Below are 23,556 nucleotides of genomic sequence, written 5' to 3'. Positions count from 1 at the left end.
TCAATTAAAGGGGTAAGATATATGCAAATCAATAAATTACGTGGAAAAGAACTCGATCAATTATTTCAAGCTGTTCTTTCACTTAAGGATATGGAAGAATGCTATCGCTTTTTTGATGATTTATGTACCATCAATGAAATTCAATCGTTAGCACAGCGTCTGGACGTAGCAAGAATGCTTCGCGAAGGTAACACGTATCATAAAATCGAAACTGAAACAGGGGCAAGCACTGCGACCATTTCACGTGTTAAACGCTGTTTAAACTTTGGAAACGATACGTATGAAATGGTACTTGAACGAATTATAGATGAAAATAGCTCAGCTTCAGAAGAATAAGATAAGCGGAAGTGCCTTGCCATGCATAAGACGAGTCATTAGGCGCTGCAGCTAGACAATAATCAAACCGAAGAGACACTCTTCGGTTTTTTTTAGCTGGATATGATTTCTATATTTAGATTCATTGTTTTATTTTTTTATCGTTTCCTCAAATGATATAATGGTGAAATGGACTATGTGTGGGAGGATTCTTTCAATGTATGATTTTTGCAAGTGGCGGCATGTGTTTAAACTCGATCCAAATAAAGTGATAACAGACGATCAATTAGAAAAAATCTGCGAATCAGGGACAGATGCAGTAATCGTAGGAGGGACGGACGGGGTGACACTTGAAAACGTCCTTGACTTAATGGCAAGAATTCGCCGGTATACAGTTCCTTGTGTCCTTGAAGTCTCAAGCATTGAGACCGTTTCACCTGGATTTGACCTGTATTTTATCCCAACGATTTTAAATAGCAGTGATCCAAAGTGGATCACAGGGCTGCACCATCAAGCCGTAAAGGAATATGGTGAAATCATGGATTGGGAAGAATTCGCCATGGAAGGTTACTGTATCTTAAACGAGGATTGCAAGGCGGCGCAGCTGACGAACGCCAATGCAACATTATCAAACGACGATGTAAAGGCCTATGCGATGATGGCTGAAAAAATGTTTCAGCTGCCGATTTTTTATTTAGAATATAGCGGTAAATATGGGGATCCTGCATTAGTAGCGGAAGTGAAAAAGGTGCTTGAAAAAACAACCCTTTTTTATGGCGGCGGAATAGCTACCATTGAACAGGCTGCAGAAATGGCCAGGCATGCAGATGTAATTGTCGTCGGAAATGCCATTTATGAAGATTTTGATCAAGCCCTCAAAACCGTAAAAACGGTTAAATAGAATTTGCTTCAAAAAGAAAAGAACGATAAAATTAAAATAAGAACAAATGTTTGTAAATGGTGGTGGAAGATTTGCAATTTTTAACAGACAAGCTTTTAAATGGACTGAACCCTGAGCAGCAAAGCGCTGTAAAAGCGACAGACGGTCCGCTTCTATTGATGGCGGGCGCCGGAAGTGGAAAAACAAGAGTATTAACGCATCGAATTGCGTATTTAATCGTTGAAAAACGAGTAAACCCATATAACATATTGGCGATCACGTTTACAAACAAGGCAGCAAGAGAAATGAAGGAACGTATCGGAAAAATGATGGGCGGAGTTGCTGAGGAAATTTGGATTTCCACTTTTCACTCAATGTGTGTACGGATTTTACGCCGGGACATCGACCGGATGGGGTTTAACCGGAATTTTACGATTCTGGATACGACCGATCAGCAATCGGTGATTAAGGGAATCCTCAAAGACAAGAATCTCGACCCGAAAAAGTTTGACCCACGGGCGATTTTAGGCTCCATCAGCTCAGCTAAAAACGAACTTATCGATCCGGAAGAATATGCGAAAACTGCCGGTGGTTATTTTGAACAGACCGTAAGTGATGTATACACAGAATATCAAAAGCGGTTACGGAAAAATCAAGCACTTGATTTCGATGATTTAATCATGATGACGATTCAGTTGTTTCAACGGGTACCGGAAGTACTTGAATATTATCAGCGCAAGTTTCAATATATTCACGTCGATGAGTATCAGGATACGAACAGAGCGCAGTATATGCTGGTAAAATTGCTCGCTAATCGTTTCCAAAATCTTTGTGTTGTCGGGGACTCTGATCAGTCAATTTACAGGTGGCGCGGTGCGGACATCGCCAATATTCTTTCGTTCGAAAAAGACTACCCGAACGTAACTGTTATTCTCCTTGAGCAGAACTATCGGTCAACCAAAAGAATCCTGCTTGCAGCCAATAAAGTCATCGAAAACAACTTGAACCGTAAGGCAAAGAATCTTTGGACGGAAAATCCTGAAGGGAATAAACTAGTATACTACCGTGCTGACAGTGAGCAGGGGGAAGCACAATTCGTTGCTGGGAAAATTAAAGAATTAACTCGAGATGGTAAAAAACTTTCAGACATTGCGATTCTTTATCGTACAAATGCACAATCACGTGTTATGGAGGAAGTTTTACTTAAATCGAATATTGAATACTCGATCGTCGGCGGTATTAAGTTCTATGACAGAAAAGAAATCAAGGATATACTAGCCTATTTGCGGTTAATTTCCAATCCGGACGATGATATCAGCTTGCAGCGAGTGATTAATGTTCCAAAACGCGGGATTGGCTCAAGCTCAGTTGATAAAATGGCTAATTTTGCCGCCATGCATGATATCTCCTTATTTAAGGCATTAGACTCGGTGGAATTAATCGGCCTAAGTCCGAAAATTACCAAAGCAACACGTGAATTCCACAATTTAATTCGCAACTATACGAATATGCAAGAGTTCCTTTCCGTAACAGAATTAGTTGAGGAAATTCTGGAAAAGACAGGTTATCGGGAGATGCTCAAAGCGGAAAAATCACTTGAAGCGCAAAGCCGTTTAGAAAACCTTGAAGAATTTTTATCAGTAACGAAGAACTTTGAAGATACCAATGAAGATAAAAGCCTTGTTGCCTTTTTAACAGATTTAGCGCTAGTGGCGGATATTGATTCGCTCGATGAAGAAGGTGAAAAGGCCGATTCGATTACCTTGATGACCTTGCACTCGGCAAAAGGATTAGAATTTCCGGTTGTTTTCTTGATTGGTCTGGAAGAAGGCGTCTTCCCGCACAGCCGCTCCCTCATGGAAGAAGCTGAGATGGAGGAAGAACGCCGCCTAGCCTATGTAGGGATTACAAGAGCGGAACAAAGCTTATTTATCACAAATGCGCAAATGAGAACCTTGTTTGGGAGAACCAATATGAACCCGGCATCAAGGTTTATCGCTGAAATACCGGAAGACTTAATCGAAGGTGTAGAACCGGAGAAACGGATGAAAACACCGTTTGGTTCTGGCGGGAGAGCTTTTGGTTCAACAGGTACCTCTTTTGGTTCGTCAAGAAGCTCTTTCGGAACTCCAGCTTCACCAAGAAAACCAGTCATGCGACCAGTTTCAGCTGCTTCCAGCGGCGAGGAAATCGGCTGGAAGGTTGGTGATAAAGCGCAACACGGTAAATGGGGAATCGGAACAGTCGTAAGTGTAAAAGGCCAAGGAGAAGGAACTGAGCTGGATATTGCCTTTCCGAGCCCTGTTGGCATCAAGCGCCTATTGGCGAAATTTGCCCCAATTAAAAAGGCGTAACGTAAAACTGCCCGTTAATACGGGAAAAATAGCGCTTATTTTAAGCGCGGGAATTACCTAATGAAAGGGCTGGATATATGGACTTTCAACTGGCTGAACAAAAAATTATTGAAATTAGGAGCCTATTAAATCAATATGGCTATGAATATTATGTGTTAGATCAACCAACTGTTCCGGATGCGGAATATGACAGGCTCATGCAGGAGCTTTTGGAGCTTGAGGAAAAGTTTCCGGAGCTAAAAACCCCTGATTCTCCTTCTGTCCGTGTTGGCGGGGCGGTCCTTGATTTGTTTGAAAAGGTCGTGCATCGAACACCGATGTTAAGTTTGGGCAATGCTTTTAACGAACAAGATTTAAGGGAGTTTGCCCGCCGGGTTCGTCAAGCAGTAGGCGATGACTTTTCCTATGTTTGTGAGTTGAAAATTGACGGCCTTGCTGTTTCATTAAGATATGAAGATGGTTTATTTGTTCAAGGGGCGACCCGAGGGGACGGAACCATCGGTGAAGATATTACCGCAAATTTAAAAACCATTAAATCCATCCCGCTTCGCTTACGGGAAAATGTTTCTTTAGAGGTACGCGGTGAGGCCTATATGCCAAAACGTTCGTTTGAAGTATTAAATCAGGCAAGAGAAGAGCGCGGCGAGGAGCTGTTTGCCAACCCAAGAAATGCAGCTGCCGGATCATTAAGACAGCTTGATCCGAAAATTGCTGCATCAAGAAGGCTGGATGTCTTTTTATACGGGATTGGCAATACAGGAGCAAGCGGAGTCATCTCCCATAGTGACGGCCTTGATTACTTGGATCATCTCGGCTTTAAAACAAATAAAGAGCGGAGAAAATGCGCTTCGATTGACGATGTTATCTCGTACGTGAGTGGCTGGGTGGAAAAACGTCCGCATCTTCCATATGAGATTGATGGAATAGTTATCAAAGTCGATTCATTAGAGCAGCAGGCGGAACTCGGCACAACGGCAAAAAGCCCGCGCTGGGCAATTGCGTACAAATTTCCGGCTGAAGAAGTAGTCACGACTCTGTTGGATATCGAATTAAGCGTCGGAAGAACAGGAGTTGTTACGCCAACAGCGCTGCTTGAACCTGTAAAGGTTGCAGGAACAACCGTCCAGCGGGCATCCTTGCACAATGAAGATTTGATCCGTGAAAAGGATATTAAAATTGGTGATAAAGTTGTCGTTAAAAAGGCAGGCGATATCATTCCGGAAGTGGTCAATGTTTTGGCGGATCAGCGGACAGGAGATGAAGTGGATTTCCACATGCCAACACATTGTCCTGAATGTGAAAGCGAGCTTGTCCGTCTTGAAGGTGAAGTAGCATTAAGATGCATTAATCCGAAATGTCCTGCCCAAATTCGCGAAGGTTTGATTCACTTTGTCTCGCGCGATGCCATGAACATTGATGGTCTTGGAGAAAAGGTAATCAGTCAGCTTTTTGCTGAAAAATTAATCAGTGATGTAGCTGATATTTATAAGCTTACCCGTGAACAGCTTTTAGCCCTTGAAAGAATGGGCGAAAAATCCGTTTCCAATCTTTTAAAGGCGATTGAAGCTTCAAAAGGTAATTCCCTTGAAAAGCTGTTATTTGGCCTTGGAATTCGCCATGTCGGGGCAAAAGCGGCAAAAACGCTGGCTCAACAATTTTCTTCTATGGAAAAACTTGCTGAAGCTTCGAAAGAGGATTTAATCGCGGTTAATGAAATCGGTGATAAAATGGCAGATTCCATCGTCGCCTTTTTTGAACAAGAGGAAGCGAAGGAGCTCATTAAAGAACTAGTCACTGCCGGAGTAAATATGGAATATAAAGGAGCAAAGCCCGTTTCCGCTGCAGAATCCGACTCTATTTTTGCGGGAAAAACGGTTGTTCTTACTGGAAAGCTCGAGCAACTTTCGCGAAATGAAGCGAAGGAAAAAATCGAAGCGCTTGGCGGCAATGTTGCCGGTAGCGTTAGCAAAAAAACACATCTTGTCATTGCAGGAGAAGATGCGGGTTCCAAGTTAACGAAGGCACAAGAACTGGGTATTGAAGTGTGGGACGAGGAGAAGCTTTTAGTAGAATTAAATAAATAAGAGGTGTATTAACGTGAGAAAATTCTCATTGCTCGCTCTCTCCCTTGTTTTTTTGTTGAGTGCCTGTGCACCAAACTTCCAAAAGCAAAATGAAGCTGTCCAAACAAAGGAGAAAGCAAAAGGGAAGACGATTATTCCTAATTATAATATATCGGACAAGTATTACCGGACCATTCTGCCATTTAAACCAGCGGAGTCACGCGGTTTGGTCGTCAATAATATCAATTCAAGATATGACTTAAATGAGTTTGAAATGGGTCTAATGAGAATTGCCCAGAAAAGCTTTGATACAGAAAAATATTTTTTTCAAGAAGGTCAGAAAATTGAAGGAAAGACCATTAAACAGTGGCTAAACCGCCAGTATACGGATGAGCAGCTTAAGGAAAAAAATATCAAGCCAGAGGATAATATTGGTTTAAACCCTGTTGATACTAGTGCGCCAGGCAGTGAACCAACAAGCCCAATCTATTTAGCTCATATTTTAGAACATGACTATCTAACTAAAGATGATAAGGGGAATGTAGCACTCTCTGGCGTTACGATTGGTCTTGCCTTGAACTCAGTCTATTACTATAAATTAACACCGGATGGGGATACTTTCGAGAAAAAGATTGATTTTGCTGAAATGGAAAAGGAAGGAAAGAAACTGGCTGAAGAAGTGGTGAAACGAGCCAGAAATATAAAAAGTTTGAAAGACGTACCGATTACAATTGCTTTATTTGAACAAGAAAGCAAATCTTCTGTGACACCAGGTAGATTTTTTGCCTATTCCACGGTTGATCAGGGGAGCTCAAAATTAAATGATTGGGAAAAAGTAAATGAAAAATACTATTTATTCCCGTCAACCGATGCTCAAAATGATCACCGCGATGATACAATTGCGTTCTTAAACTTTAAGCAGGACATAGAACAATATTTTCCAAACTTTAATGGTGTCATTGGTAAAGCTTTTTACGTTGAGGATCAGCTTCAGGAATTAAACATCACCATCCCAATCCAATTCTATGGAAAAACAGAGGGAATTGGTTTTGCCCAATATGTAGCAGGCTTAGTGATGCAACATTTTCCTAAGTATCTTTCTGTTTCGGTAAGTGTTACTTCTGTTGACGGCCCTGAAGCACTGATTGTTCGAAAGGCAAATGCAGACGAACCATTCGTTCATATTTATCAATAAGATCCGGCTGTTGCCGGGTCTTTATTTTAATTTTAGAATTTTCCCATTTAACGTTGAGAATTATCCAGCTCCATAAGAATAAGCTTCGGAAGCGATACCTTGAACGAAAGAAAGCGTTAGATTATTTCAATGATTGCTAAGCAGCTTGTGGCCTTCGCTAAACAAGCGCTTCCGCTTTTCTATTGTTATTAATTGCACTTCGGGAAATGCTAAGTCCCTAAAACAGCGCTTCCGGTTTTCTTAATTGATAGTATGAAATGATTCATGTAGAATTAGGAATGTAAACGTTTTTAATACATAGGAGGGGTTAGAAATGATACAACCTTATAAGCACGAACCATTTACCGATTTTACGATTGAAGAAAACCGTCAGGCTTATCTTAAGGGGTTAGAAGCAGTAGAAGGTTATTTAGGTCAGGATTATGACCTTGTAATCGACGGCGAAAGAATTGCAACTGAGGATAAAATCGTTTCCTATAATCCATCTAATAAAGAAGAAGTAATTGGCCGAGTTTCTAAAGCGAACCAGGAGCTTGCAGAAAAAGCAATGCAAGCAGCGGTCGAGGCATTCAAAACTTGGAAAAAAACGAAGCCAGAAGTACGTGCTGATGTGCTTTTTAAAGCAGCGTCTATTATTCGCCGCCGCAAGCACGAGTTTTCAGCCCTTTTAACAAAAGAAGCGGGTAAACCATGGAGAGAAGCAGATGCAGATACAGCTGAAGCAATTGATTTCCTTGAATATTATGGCCGTCAAATGCTGGCTATAAAAAATGGAGTACCAGTGAATAGCCGACCAAACGAATTTAACCGTTACGACTATATTCCATTAGGAGTAGGTATCATTATTTCACCATGGAACTTCCCATTAGCAATTATGGCGGGTACAACGGTTGCGGCAATTGTTGCCGGTAATACTGTATTATTAAAACCAGCTTCAACAACACCAATTGTTGCTGCAAAATTTGTAGAAGTAATGGAAGAAGCAGGTCTGCCTAAAGGCGTATTAAACTTCGTTCCAGGAAGTGGCGCTGAAGTGGGCGACTACTTAGTTGACCATAAAGATACACGTTTCATCAGCTTTACAGGTTCTCGTGATGTCGGTCTTCGTATTTTCGAACGCTCTTCTAAATTGAATCCAGGGCAAATTTGGATGAAACGTCTAATCGCCGAAATGGGCGGGAAAGATACGATTGTCGTTGACAGTGAAGCGGATCTTGAACTAGCTGCACAATCTATCGTTGCCGGTGCATTTGGCTTCACAGGTCAAAAATGTTCTGCCTGCTCTCGTGCAGTCATTGTTGAAGACGTGTATGATCAAGTGTTAAACCGAGTGGTGGAATTAACCAATCAATTAACAGTCGGTGACCCAGAAGAGCAAGGTACGTTCATGGGGCCGGTTAATGACCATAACGCTTTCAGGAAAATTATGGAATATATTGAAATTGGCAAAGGCGAAGGCAAGCTGATGGCTGGCGGTGAAGGCGATGATTCTAAAGGCTACTTCATCAAACCAACGGTTATTGCTGATCTTTCTCCAACAGCCCGCATTATGCAAGAAGAAATCTTTGGGCCAGTGGTTGGTTTCACAAAAGCAAAAGATTTCACCGAAGCAATCGAAATTGCCAACAATACAGAGTATGGCTTAACAGGTGCTGTTATTACGAAAAATCGTGCACACCAAGAACAAGCGCGTGAAGATTTCCACGTTGGGAACCTATACTTCAACCGTTCTTGTACTGGAGCAATCGTTGGCTATCAGCCATTCGGCGGATTCAATATGTCAGGAACTGACTCTAAAGCAGGCGGCCCTGACTATTTATTGCTTCATATGCAGGCAAAAACAACTTCAGAAATGTACTAATTCGACTATTCAAAACCCCTTCTCAGCTCGAGAAGGGGTTTTTTAAAAGATAATAAAGTATAACTTTCGACTTTTAGAATTGTCCAGCTCCAGCGCCCAGCGGCTAGTAGACTTCGCTCTCCTCCCTACGATAAGTCAACATCGGATTGCTAACGCTCTCCGTGTTTCCTTTATCTCAGTCGTAGCGCTCCAGTCTATACGCCGCTAAACGGGCGCTTGCGCTTTTCTTACCTATTTTTGCGGCACATTTATGACAAATGGAACAGTAAATACTTTACCTTCGTGTTTAAATTGTCCCCAAACTTTATAGATGCCAGGTTCAGGAAAAATAGTCATAAAGATTACCTTTGGGCCATTCCCTGCTGTCGACATCGGATGAATGTGCAAGTATTTTTCAGCATCTGAACTCATGGCAACCGTGTGACCCATAGCGCCTAAATAAGGCTGAAGATTTTTGATTGGTTTATCGGTTGTTGCGTCAGTGATCGTAAAAGTCAAATGTAGAGTCTTGTCTGCCAAAAGGTGGTCAAAAGTAAGTGACACTTTTTTTCCATCAACAACTTTGGTAAGCTCTTGGTCAGGAACCAAGGGTTCTTCCTTTGCTGCCTCTCCTTCTACATGCTGCCAGTGACTTTCAATACTGCTATCGCCGCCTCCTTTTGGAGTAAATTCTGCAATAATCTTATAGTCTCCACCGGCTGGGAAAGCGGTTGTAATTGCGAATTCTCCGTCTCCTTTATAATTTGGGTGGATATGAGAAAAATAAGCTAAATCCTTACTAACGATGAATAAATGCATCTTTTTCTCATGAACGGTTTCGAAGGATTTGATAGGCTGATTGGCTTTATCCTTAATGAAAATGGAGATTGGAATATCCTCGTTTGCTTTTGGATGATCCGCAATTTTCCAATCAGATTTTGTCGGTACGACATCTGTTGGTGTGGCACTCATACTATGACCCATTGTCGACTTCGGGACTTTTACCGAATTGCAGGCAGATAGTAATAAAGTGGTTAATAAGAGTAAAGCAATAACAAATTGTTTCACGGGATAGTCTCCTCTCACACATAGTCCATTCCTTTAATTTACATTACCTTTTTGAACCAATGCAAGAATTTTTTGTAAAAATACTAGTCAACAACGTTAAAAATAATGATAATATAGAAAAGGCTAATTATTTGGAAACATTTATGGAAGAAATACGTCTTAAATAAAGAAGTACCGTTCCAGGGTATATGGCCATAGTCTATTTAACAAACAGTAAATCTATGGAGGAATTGAGCATTTGATACCATTATATTTGTTGCATGTAACAGCAGTTGAACACAGTGAAAGCCTGCTTTGGACTTTTGTAACCTGTAATATCTTTGTCGTCACTTCTGGAATTATTTTTATGTATAAGTTATTTACTCAAAAAGAAGTTCGCGTTGTTGGAATCGCATTTGGGATTGCTTTAGCTATAAATTATATCCTGATAGCCATTTTTGGGGACCCATTTGACTTGCTGGGTTAAGGTCAGGAGAGGGGATGAAATTGTTGAAATATTACCGATTATGGGTGATAGCCTTTTTATTAAAATTTATCGGCTCTGCTTGGGATGCTTCGTATCACTTTAAGTATTTATTTGAAGAATACTCAATTCCTCATATTGTCAATACGTTAGGATTTGCTTTAGGAGGGATCTTGTTATTCCAAGAGTGGCGGCGCTCCCAATACATGGACAGATTTTCAAGAAATCTGATTACGATTGGATATGCATTATTTTTAATTGGGATCCCATTAGACTTTACCTACCATATTGCTTATGGGATAGATTTAACTACATGGAGTCCGACCCATTTTATTTATTACATTGCAACGGCTATCATGATATATGGAGTGTGGCGGGGATATTACTTGTATACCCGGGATATTAAGCCGACCTGGAAGTCGATGCATACGTGGTTTGCAATGTTTCTACTTGAATGCTTAATGTTCCCGAATATGCAGCAGGAAAATGGAGCTATTTCCTATGATCAGTTCATCCATGGAAAATCCATAGCATCACAGGAGATTCTTGATTTGATTTCGGATCCTGCTTCCCAAATTTTCGGGGGAATTCCAGAATTCGTTTATCCCATCTATTCCGTGCTGATGGTCACATTACTCACAGTCCTAATCATTCGAATCTGTCGTGATTTTACGATTCCGGTAATGGCAACGGTTCTTTATATCCTGTTACGATTTGTCGGTAAAGCCATTTTTGCAGCGGTAGGTTATCCAACATCCTATGTACCGATTACACTAATCTTGATTCCGCTTTGCTTTTTCTTGTTTAGGAAGACCAGCTGGTTAGCAGGTCTAATGGGCAGTCTAGCATACTTCCTTGTTTTGTTCGCAATCCATAAAACGGGCATACTTATCACTCCGCCAATTGAAATGTGGGAGATTATGCCTGTTGCCATCATTGGAGTACTAGTTCCCGTGGTCAATTCATTAGTCAGACCACAACCAGAGATCAAAAAGGATAAACAACTTGCTTAATGTAATAAGTGGTTACATCTTTTTATTGTAAGGTAAGAAAATAATTTTTTGCTAGAACCCAAAATCCATGTAAGAGTCATTTTAATAAATGTGTGCAGAAGCTTTTGTGTATTACTAAGAGCCTCTGCACTTTTTTTGTTTATCTTCTTGTTATTTAAAAAACATTGTCGGAATTTGTAATTAAATGTATGTAGAAATATGTTTAATTATGCATCTTAATGCTGTTAAAATATATCTGAAATTGGAAAAAATGTAATAATATTGAGTGTTGATGCATGAGAAATATGCAAGGGATGTGAACAAATGGACGATACGGAATAGAGTAAAGTTTGCTAGATAAATAATTTTCAATTATTAAAACTGATTTTAAAGGGGATCTATATGATTAGGAAAATATTTACTTGTATTCTTGCTACCCTATTAATCACAAGTTCAATTAATATCGCAGGCTTTACCCAATTTTCTACTAAAAAGGTAGAAGCGAAAAAAGAGATTAATATTCCCAAAACGGTTGAAAAGGTAAGGGAGTTAGAGGAGTTAAGGGAGACCAATACGAAAACGTTCATCAATTCAGATGGAACCTACACGAAAGAGATTTATACAGAGGACATCCATTTTGAGGAAAATGGCAAATTAAAAAATATCTCCAATACACCGGAACTTAATAATGAAGAGGACAAAGGTGATTTCAAATATAAAAATAAAGACAATCGCTTTAGTGTCAAATTTGCGAAAGATACCAAAAAGAAAAATTTATATAAATTGAACATGGATGGGGAAACGATCCAGGTTCAATTTCTTAATCCAAAATCCACAGAAGCAAAGAGCTCGAAGGGAATCATTACCTACGAAAATATTCTGGAGAATGTTGATTTCAAGTACAGTATTGGGAATTCCAATGTCAAAGAAGACATCTATTTAACTAAGAAAGATTCCGCAAGAAAGTTTCAATTTCATATAAAAACAAGTCTTGAACCGAAAAAGGAAAATGGTGCGATCAATTTCTATAATAAAGAAAATCAAGTCGCATGGGTAATGACGCCGCCGTTTATGGAGGATGCAAACGGTAAATATTCTGAAGACATTAGAATGGATCTGGAGACATATAAAAATGGCTATTTGGTTACCATTATCCCTGATTCTACCTTTTTAGATGACAAGGATACCGTCTTTCCAGTCCGTATTGATCCGAGCGTAACCATAGGTGGTACAAGCAGCAATACGCTTGACACATATGTAATGTCCAATTATTCAAACAGTAATTACTATACAACTCCTGAATTAAGAACGGGTTATACCTCCTCAACAGGAATCAACAGAAGTTATATGAATTTTTCCCAATCATTGCCAAATTTGAGCGGCAAGCTATTGGTGAAAGCCGAATTAAAATTATATAAATGGAATGACATTGGAACGGTTAGTCCAACTAATATTTATGCGAATCGCATCTCAACCAACTGGGATAGTACAAGGGTCACCTGGAACACCCAGCCGGGAATTGATGGATCTGTTTCCTATGGGAGCACCTCCGCAACGGGTTCTGCCCGGTGGTTAAGCTTGGATTTAACTAGTTTGGTGAATGGCTGGATGAAGGGCAATTATCCAAATTACGGTGTCGTCTTAAGAAGCACTTCCGAAGGTTCAGCAGGTACCTATCAAAAATACTATGCATCCGAAAGTGCATCCGGTAAACCATATCTGGCAATTACCTATTCCGATCCGCCGGGTGGCCTAAATTCGGTTCCCTATTCCTACAAAGATGGGACAGGGTATGTTGATCTATCCTGGTCTCCAATCGAAGGAGCAACAGGCTACAAGGTACAAATATTTAATGGCCGGGGTTATGAAGCGTTTAATGTCGGCAATACTACCTGGTGGAGCACAAGAGGAAAAAAACTCTGGCCGACAAGAGCCCAAATTGACAGCGGACAATACGGATTAAGAACTGGAGGTGACGGTAGGGAGCTTCCAGAAAATCCGAATTATTTATATGTCAAGAGTGGCGGAGGTTATAACAACAATACCAATTATTTTTTTAGGGTCACGGCATACAATGGGTATGGAGAAACGGATATTTGGGCAAATGCAGTGGTACCTGTCATACCAGATCAGACGAAACCAACGGCCCCAACAGCTGTGCAAATAACGAATGACCGGTTCAATTCCTTTACCATCGGCTGGCAGCCTGGCACCGATCTTGATGGTTCCGGAGTAGCGAAATACCGAGTATTTATAGGAGACCAGCCTGGTGTTGCTAATATCGTCAATGGACAGGAAACAACCAATCATTACTTTACTTATTCGGGAGCCTTAACACCGAGAAAAACCTACTATGCCTGGGTACAAGCCATTGATAACAGTTCAAATGTTAGTGACAATTCCGTTCCAGTGGAGAAAATGGCGCGAAAAGAATTTGATGCACAAATTGAAAGTTATTCAATCCCAGTTGAAACCGACATTGATAATGCAGTTGCAGGAGAAAACCTTTGGTTTGATGTTAGAAATACAGGTACTTCGACGTGGACGAATGATTTAAATATTTCCTTGTCGGTGACCAGTACCGCACCGGACGGAAGTGCTCCAACGGGATTTGTTGGCTATTTAAATACCGGTGAAGTTATAAAGCCGAATGAAGTCAAACGCTTCTATGTGAATTGGAAGCCAAAAACAGCGATAATTGGTTCTTATCGATTAAAAGCAGTAGTAGGAAAAGGCACGGATCCAACTTATATTAATCCGGCAGAAAATATCGTCGATCGCACCATTACAGTTAAAGATATAAAGCCGCCTACTGGAAAAGTAACGATAAATGAAAATGCATCGTTTACGACAGATAAAAATGTCGCGGTTAAAGTGTTTGATGTCTATGATAACGCTAGTGGTGATAAATACGTGCAATTTGCTAATGGCCCAGTAAATGCGGCTGCGAGTGACCTGCAGTTTTCTGAATCGATGCCTGTACCGCAATCGGCGCAAATATTTGATTGGGCATTAAAGGACCAGGATGGGGCTCAATACGTTTATGCTAAATTCATAGATAAGAGCGGCAATGTCTCAGGGTTGTACTCTGATTCTATTATTCTAGACCGTACCCTTCCGGAAATTAAGCTAACAAATGTAGCAAATGGTGACTATCTTTCTGGAACAAAAAAAATAGTAGGTTCGATTACCGACCAGGATTTAGCCGCTTACAAGTTCGAATATCGTAATAAGAACGACCAAAAGGCAGTCTGGAATCTTGTAGCGGAAAAGAATTCATCAGTTACCGATGCAATGCTGGCAGAATGGGATACATCCACTCTCCCCAAAGGAGAATATGAGCTTCGGATATCCGCAACCGATAAGGCAGGTCAGACGAACCTTGTTTCGAAAACGATTTGGATCGACAAGCTAGAAAAAAAATGGACAGGATCTGAAAGTTATTATCCTACCTATCCACTCTCCCTCCTAGATGGGACAGGCTTTGTCAATCTATATAATGGCAGCTTAAATATGCAGGAGGTTGACTTCTCTCTCCCATCAAGAGGCTTTTCTTTAGCAATCGGGCGTTCTTACGATTCCAATCGTGAACAAAAAGGTCTTTTAGGTAAGGGTTGGCATTCTAATCTGGAGGAACATCTCGTAAGCCACACCGATTATGTGGAGTATGTGGACCCGGATGGAACGATTCATCGCTTTGACCGACTGCCAGATGGAAAATTCACCATCCCTTCCGGAACAAGTTATGTTCTAACCTTTTCGGACACAAAAGGATATGAATTAACAGAGCGGACAGGCAGTCTGGTGACAAAAGGATTTAATCTCAATGGAAAACTAGTAAAAATAATTGATACGAATGGAAACACGATTCAGTATCAATATGATAACAATGTATTAACCAAGGTGGAGTCCTTAAACAAATCGATTACATTAAAATATCATGCAGACAACACCGTCGAAAGCGCTACGTTTAGTACCGGAGAGAAAGTCAGCTACACATACAGCGATGGGTATTTAACCGATGCCAAACTTATGACAAAAAGCGGCAAAGTAAGCAGCACGACTCATTATGAGTACGAAGCTGGAAAAATGAAGGCGGTTGTTTCAGAAAATGGTTTAAAAGTAGAGTTTGCGTTTAATGGAAATCGTTTGGTCCAAACGAAAACGAAGCGTTCTACTAGAGTCGTAGACGGGTCAAAGACCTACCCGGTAAAAACCTATGAATCAATCATTGATACAATTTCTTATAATCTTACGGCAAACAAAATTTATGCAACCACCAACTCCATCAACTCGAACCAGACAAGCAAAAATCTGGCGAATACAGAGTATGAATTGAATGGGGAAGGGAATCTGTGGAAGCAGAACATCATCCGCACCTATGTGGAAAATGAGGATCCGGATAGTGCCAACCAGGATCAAAACAATATCCTGATTACGACAGACTATGAGCAAAACCGAGTGAAAAGCACAACGGACGGTCTTGACAACAAAACTACCTTTGAATATGACAGCTTTGGAAATGTTTTAAAGAAATACTTGCCTGCTGTTACATCAAACGAGGTGAAATCCACTCATTCAATGGAAAACAAATACAATGAAAGAGGACAAATCACCCATGCCTACAATACTCTTGGACAAGTAAAGGAATGGAAGTATGACAGTAAAGGAAATGTCATTCAAATTATCGATGAAGAACGAAACAATCAGTACTTTGAATATGACGCCTATGGCAATGTAACGAAAACAAAGAGTGACCGGGGGCCATTATACAGCTACCTGCCTGACTACAGCATGGAAAATAAAACTCTTGCAGATTGGAAGGTTCAAGGGACCGCCGCGAAAGTAACGATACAAGCGAAGTCAGGAAAGCAAAGTATCGAATTAGCGCCAAATGCCGTCCTGCAATCAGGTAATATCGCGATTAAAAAGGGACGGTTACCTGTTCAGGCGATGATTGAGGGGATCGCTCCTTCCGGAGCTGTTACAGCAGAAATCAAGCTGCAGTTTTTAAAAGACGACGCGGTTATCAAGGACTATACGGTAACGAATTCAGTATCTGCCGGCTGGAGTAGAAATCGTGTAAATGGCACGGTACCAACGGAGGCAACCCATGTTCGTGTTCAGGTAACCAATAAAGGAAGCGTAAATCTTTATCTCGATGATCTGATCTTGGAAGAATCAAGTCTTGAAACGAATTATGTGTATGATAGTGTGGGTGAGAATGTCAAAGAGACGATCGATCCATACGGAAATAAGACCAGCTACACATACAATGAGTATGGACAGGCGTTAACAGAAACCAATGCGCTTCAACAAATCCAGTCGATTGTCTATGATGAAGAACAACGGGTAAAGGAGAAAAAAGACCGGGTTGGCCGTCTGACCAGCTTTGTTTACGATGACATGAGTAATGTCATCAAAGAGATTAATAGCCTCGGTCAAGAAACAACGTATGAATACAATGAGTGGGGACAAATGGTTTATAAAAAGCTCCCTGCCGTAAAAATGACTACTTACCAGAATGAAACGGTTGATAAGGTAGAAGAAAAGCAGGCTAAATTGTATGTCGAGTACGATGAATTAGGCCGCAAAATCAAAGAAACAGATGAAAATGGCCATACGATTGCCCAGGAATACGATGGCTATGGAAGAGTCGCAAGATCGATTGATCCGATGCAAAATCAGAAATATTTCGCTTACGATAAAAGCGGAAATGTTCTTCATACGATTGATTTCGCAGCAAAGGAAAGCCTGGAGAGTCCAGAGAAAATCCTCATTGCCAAAGGCGAAATGTTTGCCACGTATGATGAATGGAATCGACAACTGACAGAAACAGATAACACAGGAAACCGCAACGTCCTTACGATGACCAACACCTATGATTCTGAAAGTCATTTAATTCATACAAAGGATGCGGAAGGAACAGAGTTTCATTATACCTTTAATGCCTTGGATGAAACGATTTATGCGAAGGATAACTCTAATCCTGTGGTCGAAACATGGTCCTATTACGATGGTTTAGGGACCCCAGCGATTACCATTAGCGGCAGCACGATTGAGTTTGCTGTTACTGATGCCAATGGGAATATGCTTGAAGCTGTTGATCATAAAGGAACAAAAACGAAATACCAGTATAATGAAGTCGGGGACAAGGTGAAACAGACCAACCCTGACGGTACGACGATCGAATGGACATACAATGAGGAAGGACAAATCCTGACGGAAACACAAAAGGTCGAGGATAAGGAAGACACCGAAACGTATCTTGTCACGAATTATGTGTACAATGATGCTGCAGAGGTCACGAAGCAAACGTTGAAATCCAAGGTGTACGATAAGGAAACCAAGGAAACAGATACAGTGGTGTTAAAGGAAATAGACTTAACTTATGATGAGCTTGGTCGTTTAGTTCGGGAATTCTCCAAGGTTTACGAAGGAGAAGACCTGACCGTATTTAAAAAATCGGATGTCCGTTTCCTTTATGACATAAACGGAAACTTGATTCGCAAATGGATTTATGACGAATCTTCTAAAACCGTTCTCAATCATGGTGAAACGACCTATCCATTTGTTCGTTCTGAAAGCATCTATCAATATGATGCCAACAACCGCTTCACGTACGAAGAAAAGGTTGAGAATGGAATCATTACGAGAAAGACGTATAAAGACGATGAAAACGCAGAAATGATCCAATCGGCATTGGGCTCGACTACAGTCCATTATAATGCCAATGATTTAGCTGAGAAGGTCATCACCCCAAGGTCGGAGCAGTACCAGTTTACCTATACCGCTTCCGAGTCGATCAACATGGTGAAGGGCCCGCGTATTTCAGTTAACATGGATTATGGTCTCAATGAAAAAATGACGGCTATCCATGCGAAGAAGAAGGATACACCAAATGACCTTTTCTTCGAGAATTACACGTACAATGCCGATGAGCATATCGAAACGACCACCAATCCATGGGATGGTAAAAAGGAGTATACGTATACACCGGAAGGCTTCCTGAAAACGGTCAAAAAGGGATCCGAGACGATTACCTATTCGTATGATACGAGTGGAAATCTCTTAAAAGCGGTGAACGAATCAGGTAAAATACTACTAGATAATCAATATAGTCAAGGCAATCGCATTTCGTCTTCTATTCAATACGATGCCGGAACGCAAAAGTATAAGAAGGTCACCTATGCTTTCAGACCAGATGGATCCTTGCTTTCTGAGTCCATTAGTAAAGCGGTGGATTCGGCCGAAGCTGCCGCGACAGCACCAGTGGAAATCGAAAAAGAATATAATTATGCAGCGATCAACCTGCTTTTAGGCATCACGACGAAAAAGGAAGGAAAGGTCAGCGAAAAAGTCGAATTCACCTACGACAGTGAAAATAGACGTACTTCGAAAAAGGTGACCACCGACACAAGCGAGCGCTCGGAATTCTATTATTATGATGCCAATGGGGACTTGGTCAGCATTTCGCAAAAATCCGGCATCGACCCGGTTGAGAACCTAATGAATTTCTACCGCGATGCGAACGGACAACTGTTAAGCTTTGAATACAAAGGCAAGATTTATGACTATGTCTACAATCAGCGTGGAGACATTGTTGCGATCACGAATGAGCTTGCGGAAATTATCGCCCGCTACACGTACGATGAGTGGGGAAATCTCTTAAACATCGATGCACCAACGGACTTAGGCAAAGAAGTCGCCAATGCCAATCCATTCCGCTATGTCGGAAAATTCGGCGTACAATATGACAACAACACGAAGCTATACTTCATGGGCTGGCGTGATTACGATGCGAAAATTGGACGGTTCCTTGTCGCCGATGAATACGAAGGAGAAGACACGAATCCGATTTCCTTCAACCGCTATTTGTATGCGGAATCTGATCCAGTGAACAACATCGACCCAGACGGCCATGCACCAAAATGGTTGAAAAAGATTACAAAAGGTGTTAAAAAAGCCGCAAAGGCTACCTACAACTTTGCGATTGGCGATGACATCAAAACCCTGAAGAGCAAAAAAACCAAATGGTACCAAAAGGCCGGAGCAGCTATCAGTATCGCTTCCAACTTTATACCAGGCGGTGGGGTTGTATCCAAGGCAGCCAAAGCTGCCATTAAAGGAACATCGAAAGCCATTAAGGCAGCAAAAGCAAGCAAAGCCGTTGTGAAGTCTACCCAGGTGGTCAAATCCACAGCGAAAAAAGCGGCAACCGCCATTAATAAAAAGCCAAAAACCGTGCCAGCACCGTCCATTAAAAGTGCACCAAGAATACAGAGTTCCGCCCCGGCAAAGGTAAGTGAGAGTACACCTGCACCGAAACCAAAAGTAACATTGGCTCCAAAGCAGGACCGTGGAAAAGTAGTGACACAAGTTGAGAAAAATGCTTGTACCAATGGACAATGTCCAAATCCTAATCTGGGTCAATGCTTTATCGCCGGAACTAAAGTCATTACGGATACAGGAAATAAGTTGATTGAGGAAATCAAGGTCGGAGACAAAGTCCTGTCACAAAACGTTGAAACAGGTGAAAAAGGCTACAAAGAAGTCAAGCAATTGTTCGTCCACGAAGTTGATACCCTGTATCATGTGAAAATCAAGGGAACCACCATCACCAATACCGAGGAACATCCATACTGGGTAGAAGGTAAAGGCTGGGTTGAAGCCAAAGACTTAGAAAAAGGCGATCAGGTTGTGCTTGCAAGCGGTGAAAAAGCAGCCGTTGAAAGTGTGACAAAAGAGAAATTAGACACTCCTGTAAAGGTGTACAACTTCGAAGTCGCCGACTGGCATACGTACTTTGTGGCGGATTTAGGGGTATTGGTGCATAATGCTTGTGCTACTGATGGTACGGGTAATTCAAAGGAAGTTAAAAAATTAAATGAATGGTTGTCTGAAGATAATGAATTACTTGACGAAGTTACTCAATGGTATAATCAAAAAACGGAATGGTGGGGAATTGATCCGGAAAATACCGATGTATTTTATAGAACGCCACAAGAAGTAAAAGTGATTAGAAATAAGCCTGGAGAAAGTGGAGGCCACCATCCACATGGATTAGCTTTAGGGGGACCAGAGGGGCAAAGCTTGACTCCAACTGGTGAAACTGCAAAGATAAAAAATCCAACTCACAGTCAAGTAACTGGCTTACAAAGGCGAGTTATAAATAAGATAAAGAAACAATTAAAGTAAGTGCCGGAGGATTTATGAAGAGACAATATAATGAATTTATAAATTGGGCTAATGAAAATGGATGGAATATAGTTCTTAAATCTCAATATCAATTATATCTAGATGATAGCTTGGTTACACGGTATAAAGGTTTTCCTTTTGAGTATGAAGAATTTATGAAAATGGTTAAACAGTGTATAACACCAAGTGAGAAAACATGGTTCATATGTGAAGATGAGTATAATAATAAATCAGATATTGCATTTAAATGGAATGAATTTGAATTGCTGAGCTTAGATGCTGCAGGTGATGATGATGAATGGAAATCAGAAATAACTATATGGTGGGATAAACATTTACCTATCCTTATGTCAGTTGATAATGGGTATTCCTTCTACGCAATTGATTTAGCTGATAATATAGGCTCTATTGTACAGGGATATGAGCCTGAATTTGAAGAAGTAGAGATAGTAGCCCAAAATCTTGAAGAATTTTTTGAATTAATTATGTCAAACAAAATTAAACTTTTGTAAAGAGAGGCAGCAGGATATAAAATTCACTGTAAAGAATTGTTAAGAGGATTATAGAGATAAACAACACTAGTTAGATTTAATAGTTGTAAAAAAATAAAGCTTGATAAAAACCTTGATTGGCTATATGCCTTTCAAGGTTTTTTTACTTTAAGAACTTTATGGTTAAAAACAATATGACTTTTGAATCAAAAACTCATGATGGTTAGCAAACATACTAGAATGGTTACTGTGAATTTTTAGGATAACGACCCACTTACTACTCAATTTACATTTACATACGAGAATGACAAAGCTCTTACTGTTAAAGTAGGTAAGACGAAGGTTTATTTGGAAGTGAATAAAAACTAAAGGAATTATGTGTAAGGTAACATGAACGATGCTTTTACGAAATTCAGAGCTCATGAAGGTAGTACCATCATGGAGTTTGGTTTTAATACTCGGATAGGGTGACAAGTACGATAAATAGGCGAGATGACATTTTACAAGGCAGGGGTACTTAAGACATGGAATGGCTAACAAACTAACGAGATCGTACAAGCTCATGGCGATAAATAATGGATAACGTGAAAGTGTTTGCTTGTGCTACATTGGCTTAAAGTTTTGGGTTGTATTTTTCCTAGAAACGGTCGTATAATACTCGCTATTCGCTAAAAAGCGTTACACAAATTTTAATTTTCGTAACGGGATGGTGAGAAGTTGAAAGAAATGCATTTGTGAAAGCACAAGGTGCTTTAAAGAACCAACTGCACATTCAATTGAGCCACCATTATCCAAACTATAAAAAGTTTTTCTCAGAAGTAGATGGGAAAACAACATTGGCAAAGTTTTAGCGGATCACGGACAGGTTATCAAAGAAGTGAATCCTGCTTTGTCATATGCAGAACGAAAAAGCCATATGACGATACAAAAAAGTGACAGTTGAGATGCGGAGTGTGTAGTACTTATATTACTGAATAAGCTTGACCGTTTGCCAGATGCGAAACCGCATGATTTGTTTTGGTCAATCCAACAATTGGTTTCAAGAAGAAATGCCTTAGTAAAAGTACAAGGGACTTTAAAGAATCAACTGCATATTCAATTGAGCCACCATTTCCTAAACTACAAAAAGTTTTTCTTGGAATTTTCGCATAAATGAAAATAATGGAAATGGACTGCTAGTTAAATTAGATTTGCAACGATTTGCCTCTAAGGGTACGAGAGAAGCTAATTTAAAGAAACAAGGGTTTCAAGAGCACCATATCATAAGTGACAAAAATAAGTTGACAAAAAATCACGAGTTACTAGATGAGGCTGGATATGATTTACAATCTCGAAACAATAGCGTTAGTGAAAATTTAGCAAGGCAAATGGGTGGACTCAACAGCAATATAACGATGCACTGCGTGGTATAATTAGTGGGGAAAGACAATTGTTAGGAAATGGTAGTAGAGATTTAAATAAAAATAAACGCCCATGGGCTGATTAAGGAATGAGATGTTATGCTTGTTATGGATATGGTCTATCCCAGTAGGTTTTCAAAATAAAAGAATAGGCGAATATATAAAAGGTAGTGGTACAGATAGATTTATTTTTAGAGAGGGAAGAGAGTTAACTGAACAAATAGTTCCTCCAAAAGTTGTCTTTGAATGTTCAGAAAAATACCTAAATGGTGTATTACCAAATAGTGGACTCTTATTGATAGGTTCAAAAAAAATAGTAGATATTTTAGAAGAAATTTGTCCACATGATATACAGGTATTTGAAGCAAATGTTTATGTAGGGGAAAAGAAAATTCCTAATTACTACCTTTTAAATATAGTAAATGCTGTTGAGGTATTAGATAAAGATAAATCAGATTTTACTACAATTAAAGGAACTAATGCAATATTGAACTTTAAAAAGATAGTTTATAAATTTGACGGTCTTCCAAACAATCATCATATAGTTAGGAACCTTGATTATAAGTCTCATGTCCTTGTATCTGAGGTTCTTAAAGATGCTTTTGAAATAAATGATATTAAAGGTGTACAGTTTATTTAGAAGTTATATACCTTGATTGGCTAATGCCATTCAAGGTTTTTTTATGATAAAACATTTTAGGGTTAAACAATCGATTATTTGAATTAAAAGCTCATGATGGAAATTTTCAAATGCTGAAGGGTAAACTCTGTCCACATAGTCTGAACGAAGACGGCTTATGTATTAGATTGTAGCCTGTCATTCTTGCCAATTCATACTGAGAGAGGTCACGTTCATTAAGAATTTCCTTTACTTTGATGGATATTCCGAGTCGATCAACATGGTGAAGGGCCCGCGTATTTCAGTTAACATGGATTATGGCCTTAACGAAAAAATGACGGCTATCCATGCGAAGAAGAAGGATACACCAAATGACCTTTTCATCGAGAATTACACGTACAATGCCGATGAGCATATCGAAACGGCCACCAATCCATGGGATGGTAAAAAGGAGTATACGTATACACCGGAAGGCTTCCTGAAAACGGTCAAAAAGGGAGCCGAGACGATTACCTATTCGTATAATACGAGTGGAAATCTCTTAAAAGCGGTGAACGAATCAGGTAAAATTCGAGTATGAAAAAGAATACAACTATGCGGCGATTAACCTGCTTTTAGGCATCACGACGAAAAAGGATGGAAAGGTCAGCGAAAAAGTCGAATTCACCTATGACAGTG

At 40.2% G+C, this 23,556-nt stretch carries 14 protein-coding genes and 1 pseudogene; 14 read left to right on the top strand and 1 reads right to left on the bottom strand.

The window, feature by feature from the left end; genetic code table 11:
• Window positions 1-21 precede the first annotated feature (21 nt).
• The 6 genes from V7150_RS09980 (at window position 22) to pruA (ending at window position 8,668) form a co-directional block, all read left to right on the top strand.
• Window positions 22-336: a YerC/YecD family TrpR-related protein gene (locus V7150_RS09980; protein WP_335517027.1), complete on the top strand. Its 315-nt coding sequence runs from the start codon at window positions 22-24 to the stop codon at window positions 334-336.
• A 196-nt stretch (window positions 337-532) separates the two neighbouring features.
• Window positions 533-1,216 (top strand): heptaprenylglyceryl phosphate synthase, encoded by a 684-nt coding sequence (locus V7150_RS09975; protein WP_335517024.1) that lies wholly within the window; start codon window positions 533-535, stop codon window positions 1,214-1,216.
• Window positions 1,217-1,287: 71 nt separating this feature from the next.
• A complete protein-coding gene (gene pcrA, locus V7150_RS09970) occupies window positions 1,288-3,549 on the top strand; it encodes a DNA helicase PcrA (RefSeq protein WP_335517021.1) in 2,262 nt (753 codons plus the stop codon).
• Window positions 3,550-3,626: 77 nt separating this feature from the next.
• Entirely contained in the window at window positions 3,627-5,633 is a 2,007-nt protein-coding gene (gene ligA / locus V7150_RS09965) for an NAD-dependent DNA ligase LigA (RefSeq protein WP_335517017.1), read from the top strand.
• A gap of 13 nt (window positions 5,634-5,646) precedes the next feature.
• Complete coding sequence (locus tag V7150_RS09960; protein ID WP_335517015.1) at window positions 5,647-6,807, top strand: CamS family sex pheromone protein; 1,161 nt, start codon at window positions 5,647-5,649, stop codon at window positions 6,805-6,807.
• Window positions 6,808-7,120: 313 nt separating this feature from the next.
• Window positions 7,121-8,668: an L-glutamate gamma-semialdehyde dehydrogenase gene (pruA, locus tag V7150_RS09955; RefSeq protein ID WP_335517012.1), complete on the top strand. Its 1,548-nt coding sequence runs from the start codon at window positions 7,121-7,123 to the stop codon at window positions 8,666-8,668.
• Window positions 8,669-8,899: 231 nt separating this feature from the next.
• Here pruA and V7150_RS09950 read toward each other — a convergent pair whose 3' ends face one another.
• Complete coding sequence (locus V7150_RS09950) at window positions 8,900-9,715, bottom strand: hypothetical protein (protein WP_335517010.1); 816 nt, start codon at window positions 9,713-9,715, stop codon at window positions 8,900-8,902.
• A 238-nt stretch (window positions 9,716-9,953) separates the two neighbouring features.
• Between V7150_RS09950 and V7150_RS09945 the strand changes: the two genes are divergently transcribed.
• The 8 genes and pseudogenes from V7150_RS09945 to V7150_RS09915 all read left to right on the top strand — a co-directional run bounded on the left by V7150_RS09945 (window position 9,954) and on the right by V7150_RS09915 (window position 23,458).
• Window positions 9,954-10,181, top strand: coding sequence for a hypothetical protein (locus tag V7150_RS09945; RefSeq protein WP_335517007.1), 228 nt, complete (start codon window positions 9,954-9,956; stop codon window positions 10,179-10,181).
• Between the two features lie 23 nt (window positions 10,182-10,204).
• Window positions 10,205-11,191 carry a hypothetical protein gene (locus tag V7150_RS09940; protein ID WP_335517004.1) on the top strand — a complete coding sequence of 329 codons (987 nt, stop codon included), beginning with the start codon at window positions 10,205-10,207 and terminating at the stop codon, window positions 11,189-11,191.
• Window positions 11,192-11,572: 381 nt separating this feature from the next.
• The gene (locus tag V7150_RS09935) at window positions 11,573-20,368 is read left to right on the top strand and encodes a DNRLRE domain-containing protein (protein WP_335517003.1); all 8,796 of its coding nucleotides are present in this window, start codon (window positions 11,573-11,575) and stop codon (window positions 20,366-20,368) included.
• Window positions 20,369-20,382: 14 nt separating this feature from the next.
• Window positions 20,383-20,880, top strand: a complete 498-nt coding sequence (locus V7150_RS09930; RefSeq protein ID WP_335517001.1) for an SMI1/KNR4 family protein — start codon at window positions 20,383-20,385, stop codon at window positions 20,878-20,880.
• An 814-nt stretch (window positions 20,881-21,694) separates the two neighbouring features.
• Window positions 21,695-22,012 (top strand): annotated as a pseudogene (locus V7150_RS09925) (IS110 family transposase); the annotation flags it as partial.
• 37 nt (window positions 22,013-22,049) lie between these two features.
• Window positions 22,050-22,271 carry an AHH domain-containing protein gene (locus tag V7150_RS26585; RefSeq protein WP_420490272.1) on the top strand — a complete coding sequence of 74 codons (222 nt, stop codon included), beginning with the start codon at window positions 22,050-22,052 and terminating at the stop codon, window positions 22,269-22,271.
• A gap of 91 nt (window positions 22,272-22,362) precedes the next feature.
• Window positions 22,363-22,899 (top strand): imm11 family protein, encoded by a 537-nt coding sequence (locus tag V7150_RS09920; RefSeq protein ID WP_335516998.1) that lies wholly within the window; start codon window positions 22,363-22,365, stop codon window positions 22,897-22,899.
• 259 nt (window positions 22,900-23,158) lie between these two features.
• Window positions 23,159-23,458, top strand: a complete 300-nt coding sequence (locus V7150_RS09915) for a hypothetical protein (protein WP_335516995.1) — start codon at window positions 23,159-23,161, stop codon at window positions 23,456-23,458.
• Window positions 23,459-23,556 lie beyond the last annotated feature (98 nt).

It is taken from the genome of Neobacillus drentensis, from assembly GCF_036965245.1.
In the GTDB taxonomy this organism is placed as follows: Bacteria; Bacillota; Bacilli; order Bacillales; family Cytobacillaceae; genus Neobacillus; species Neobacillus drentensis_G.
This window is presented reverse-complemented; position numbering and strand designations above follow the sequence as displayed.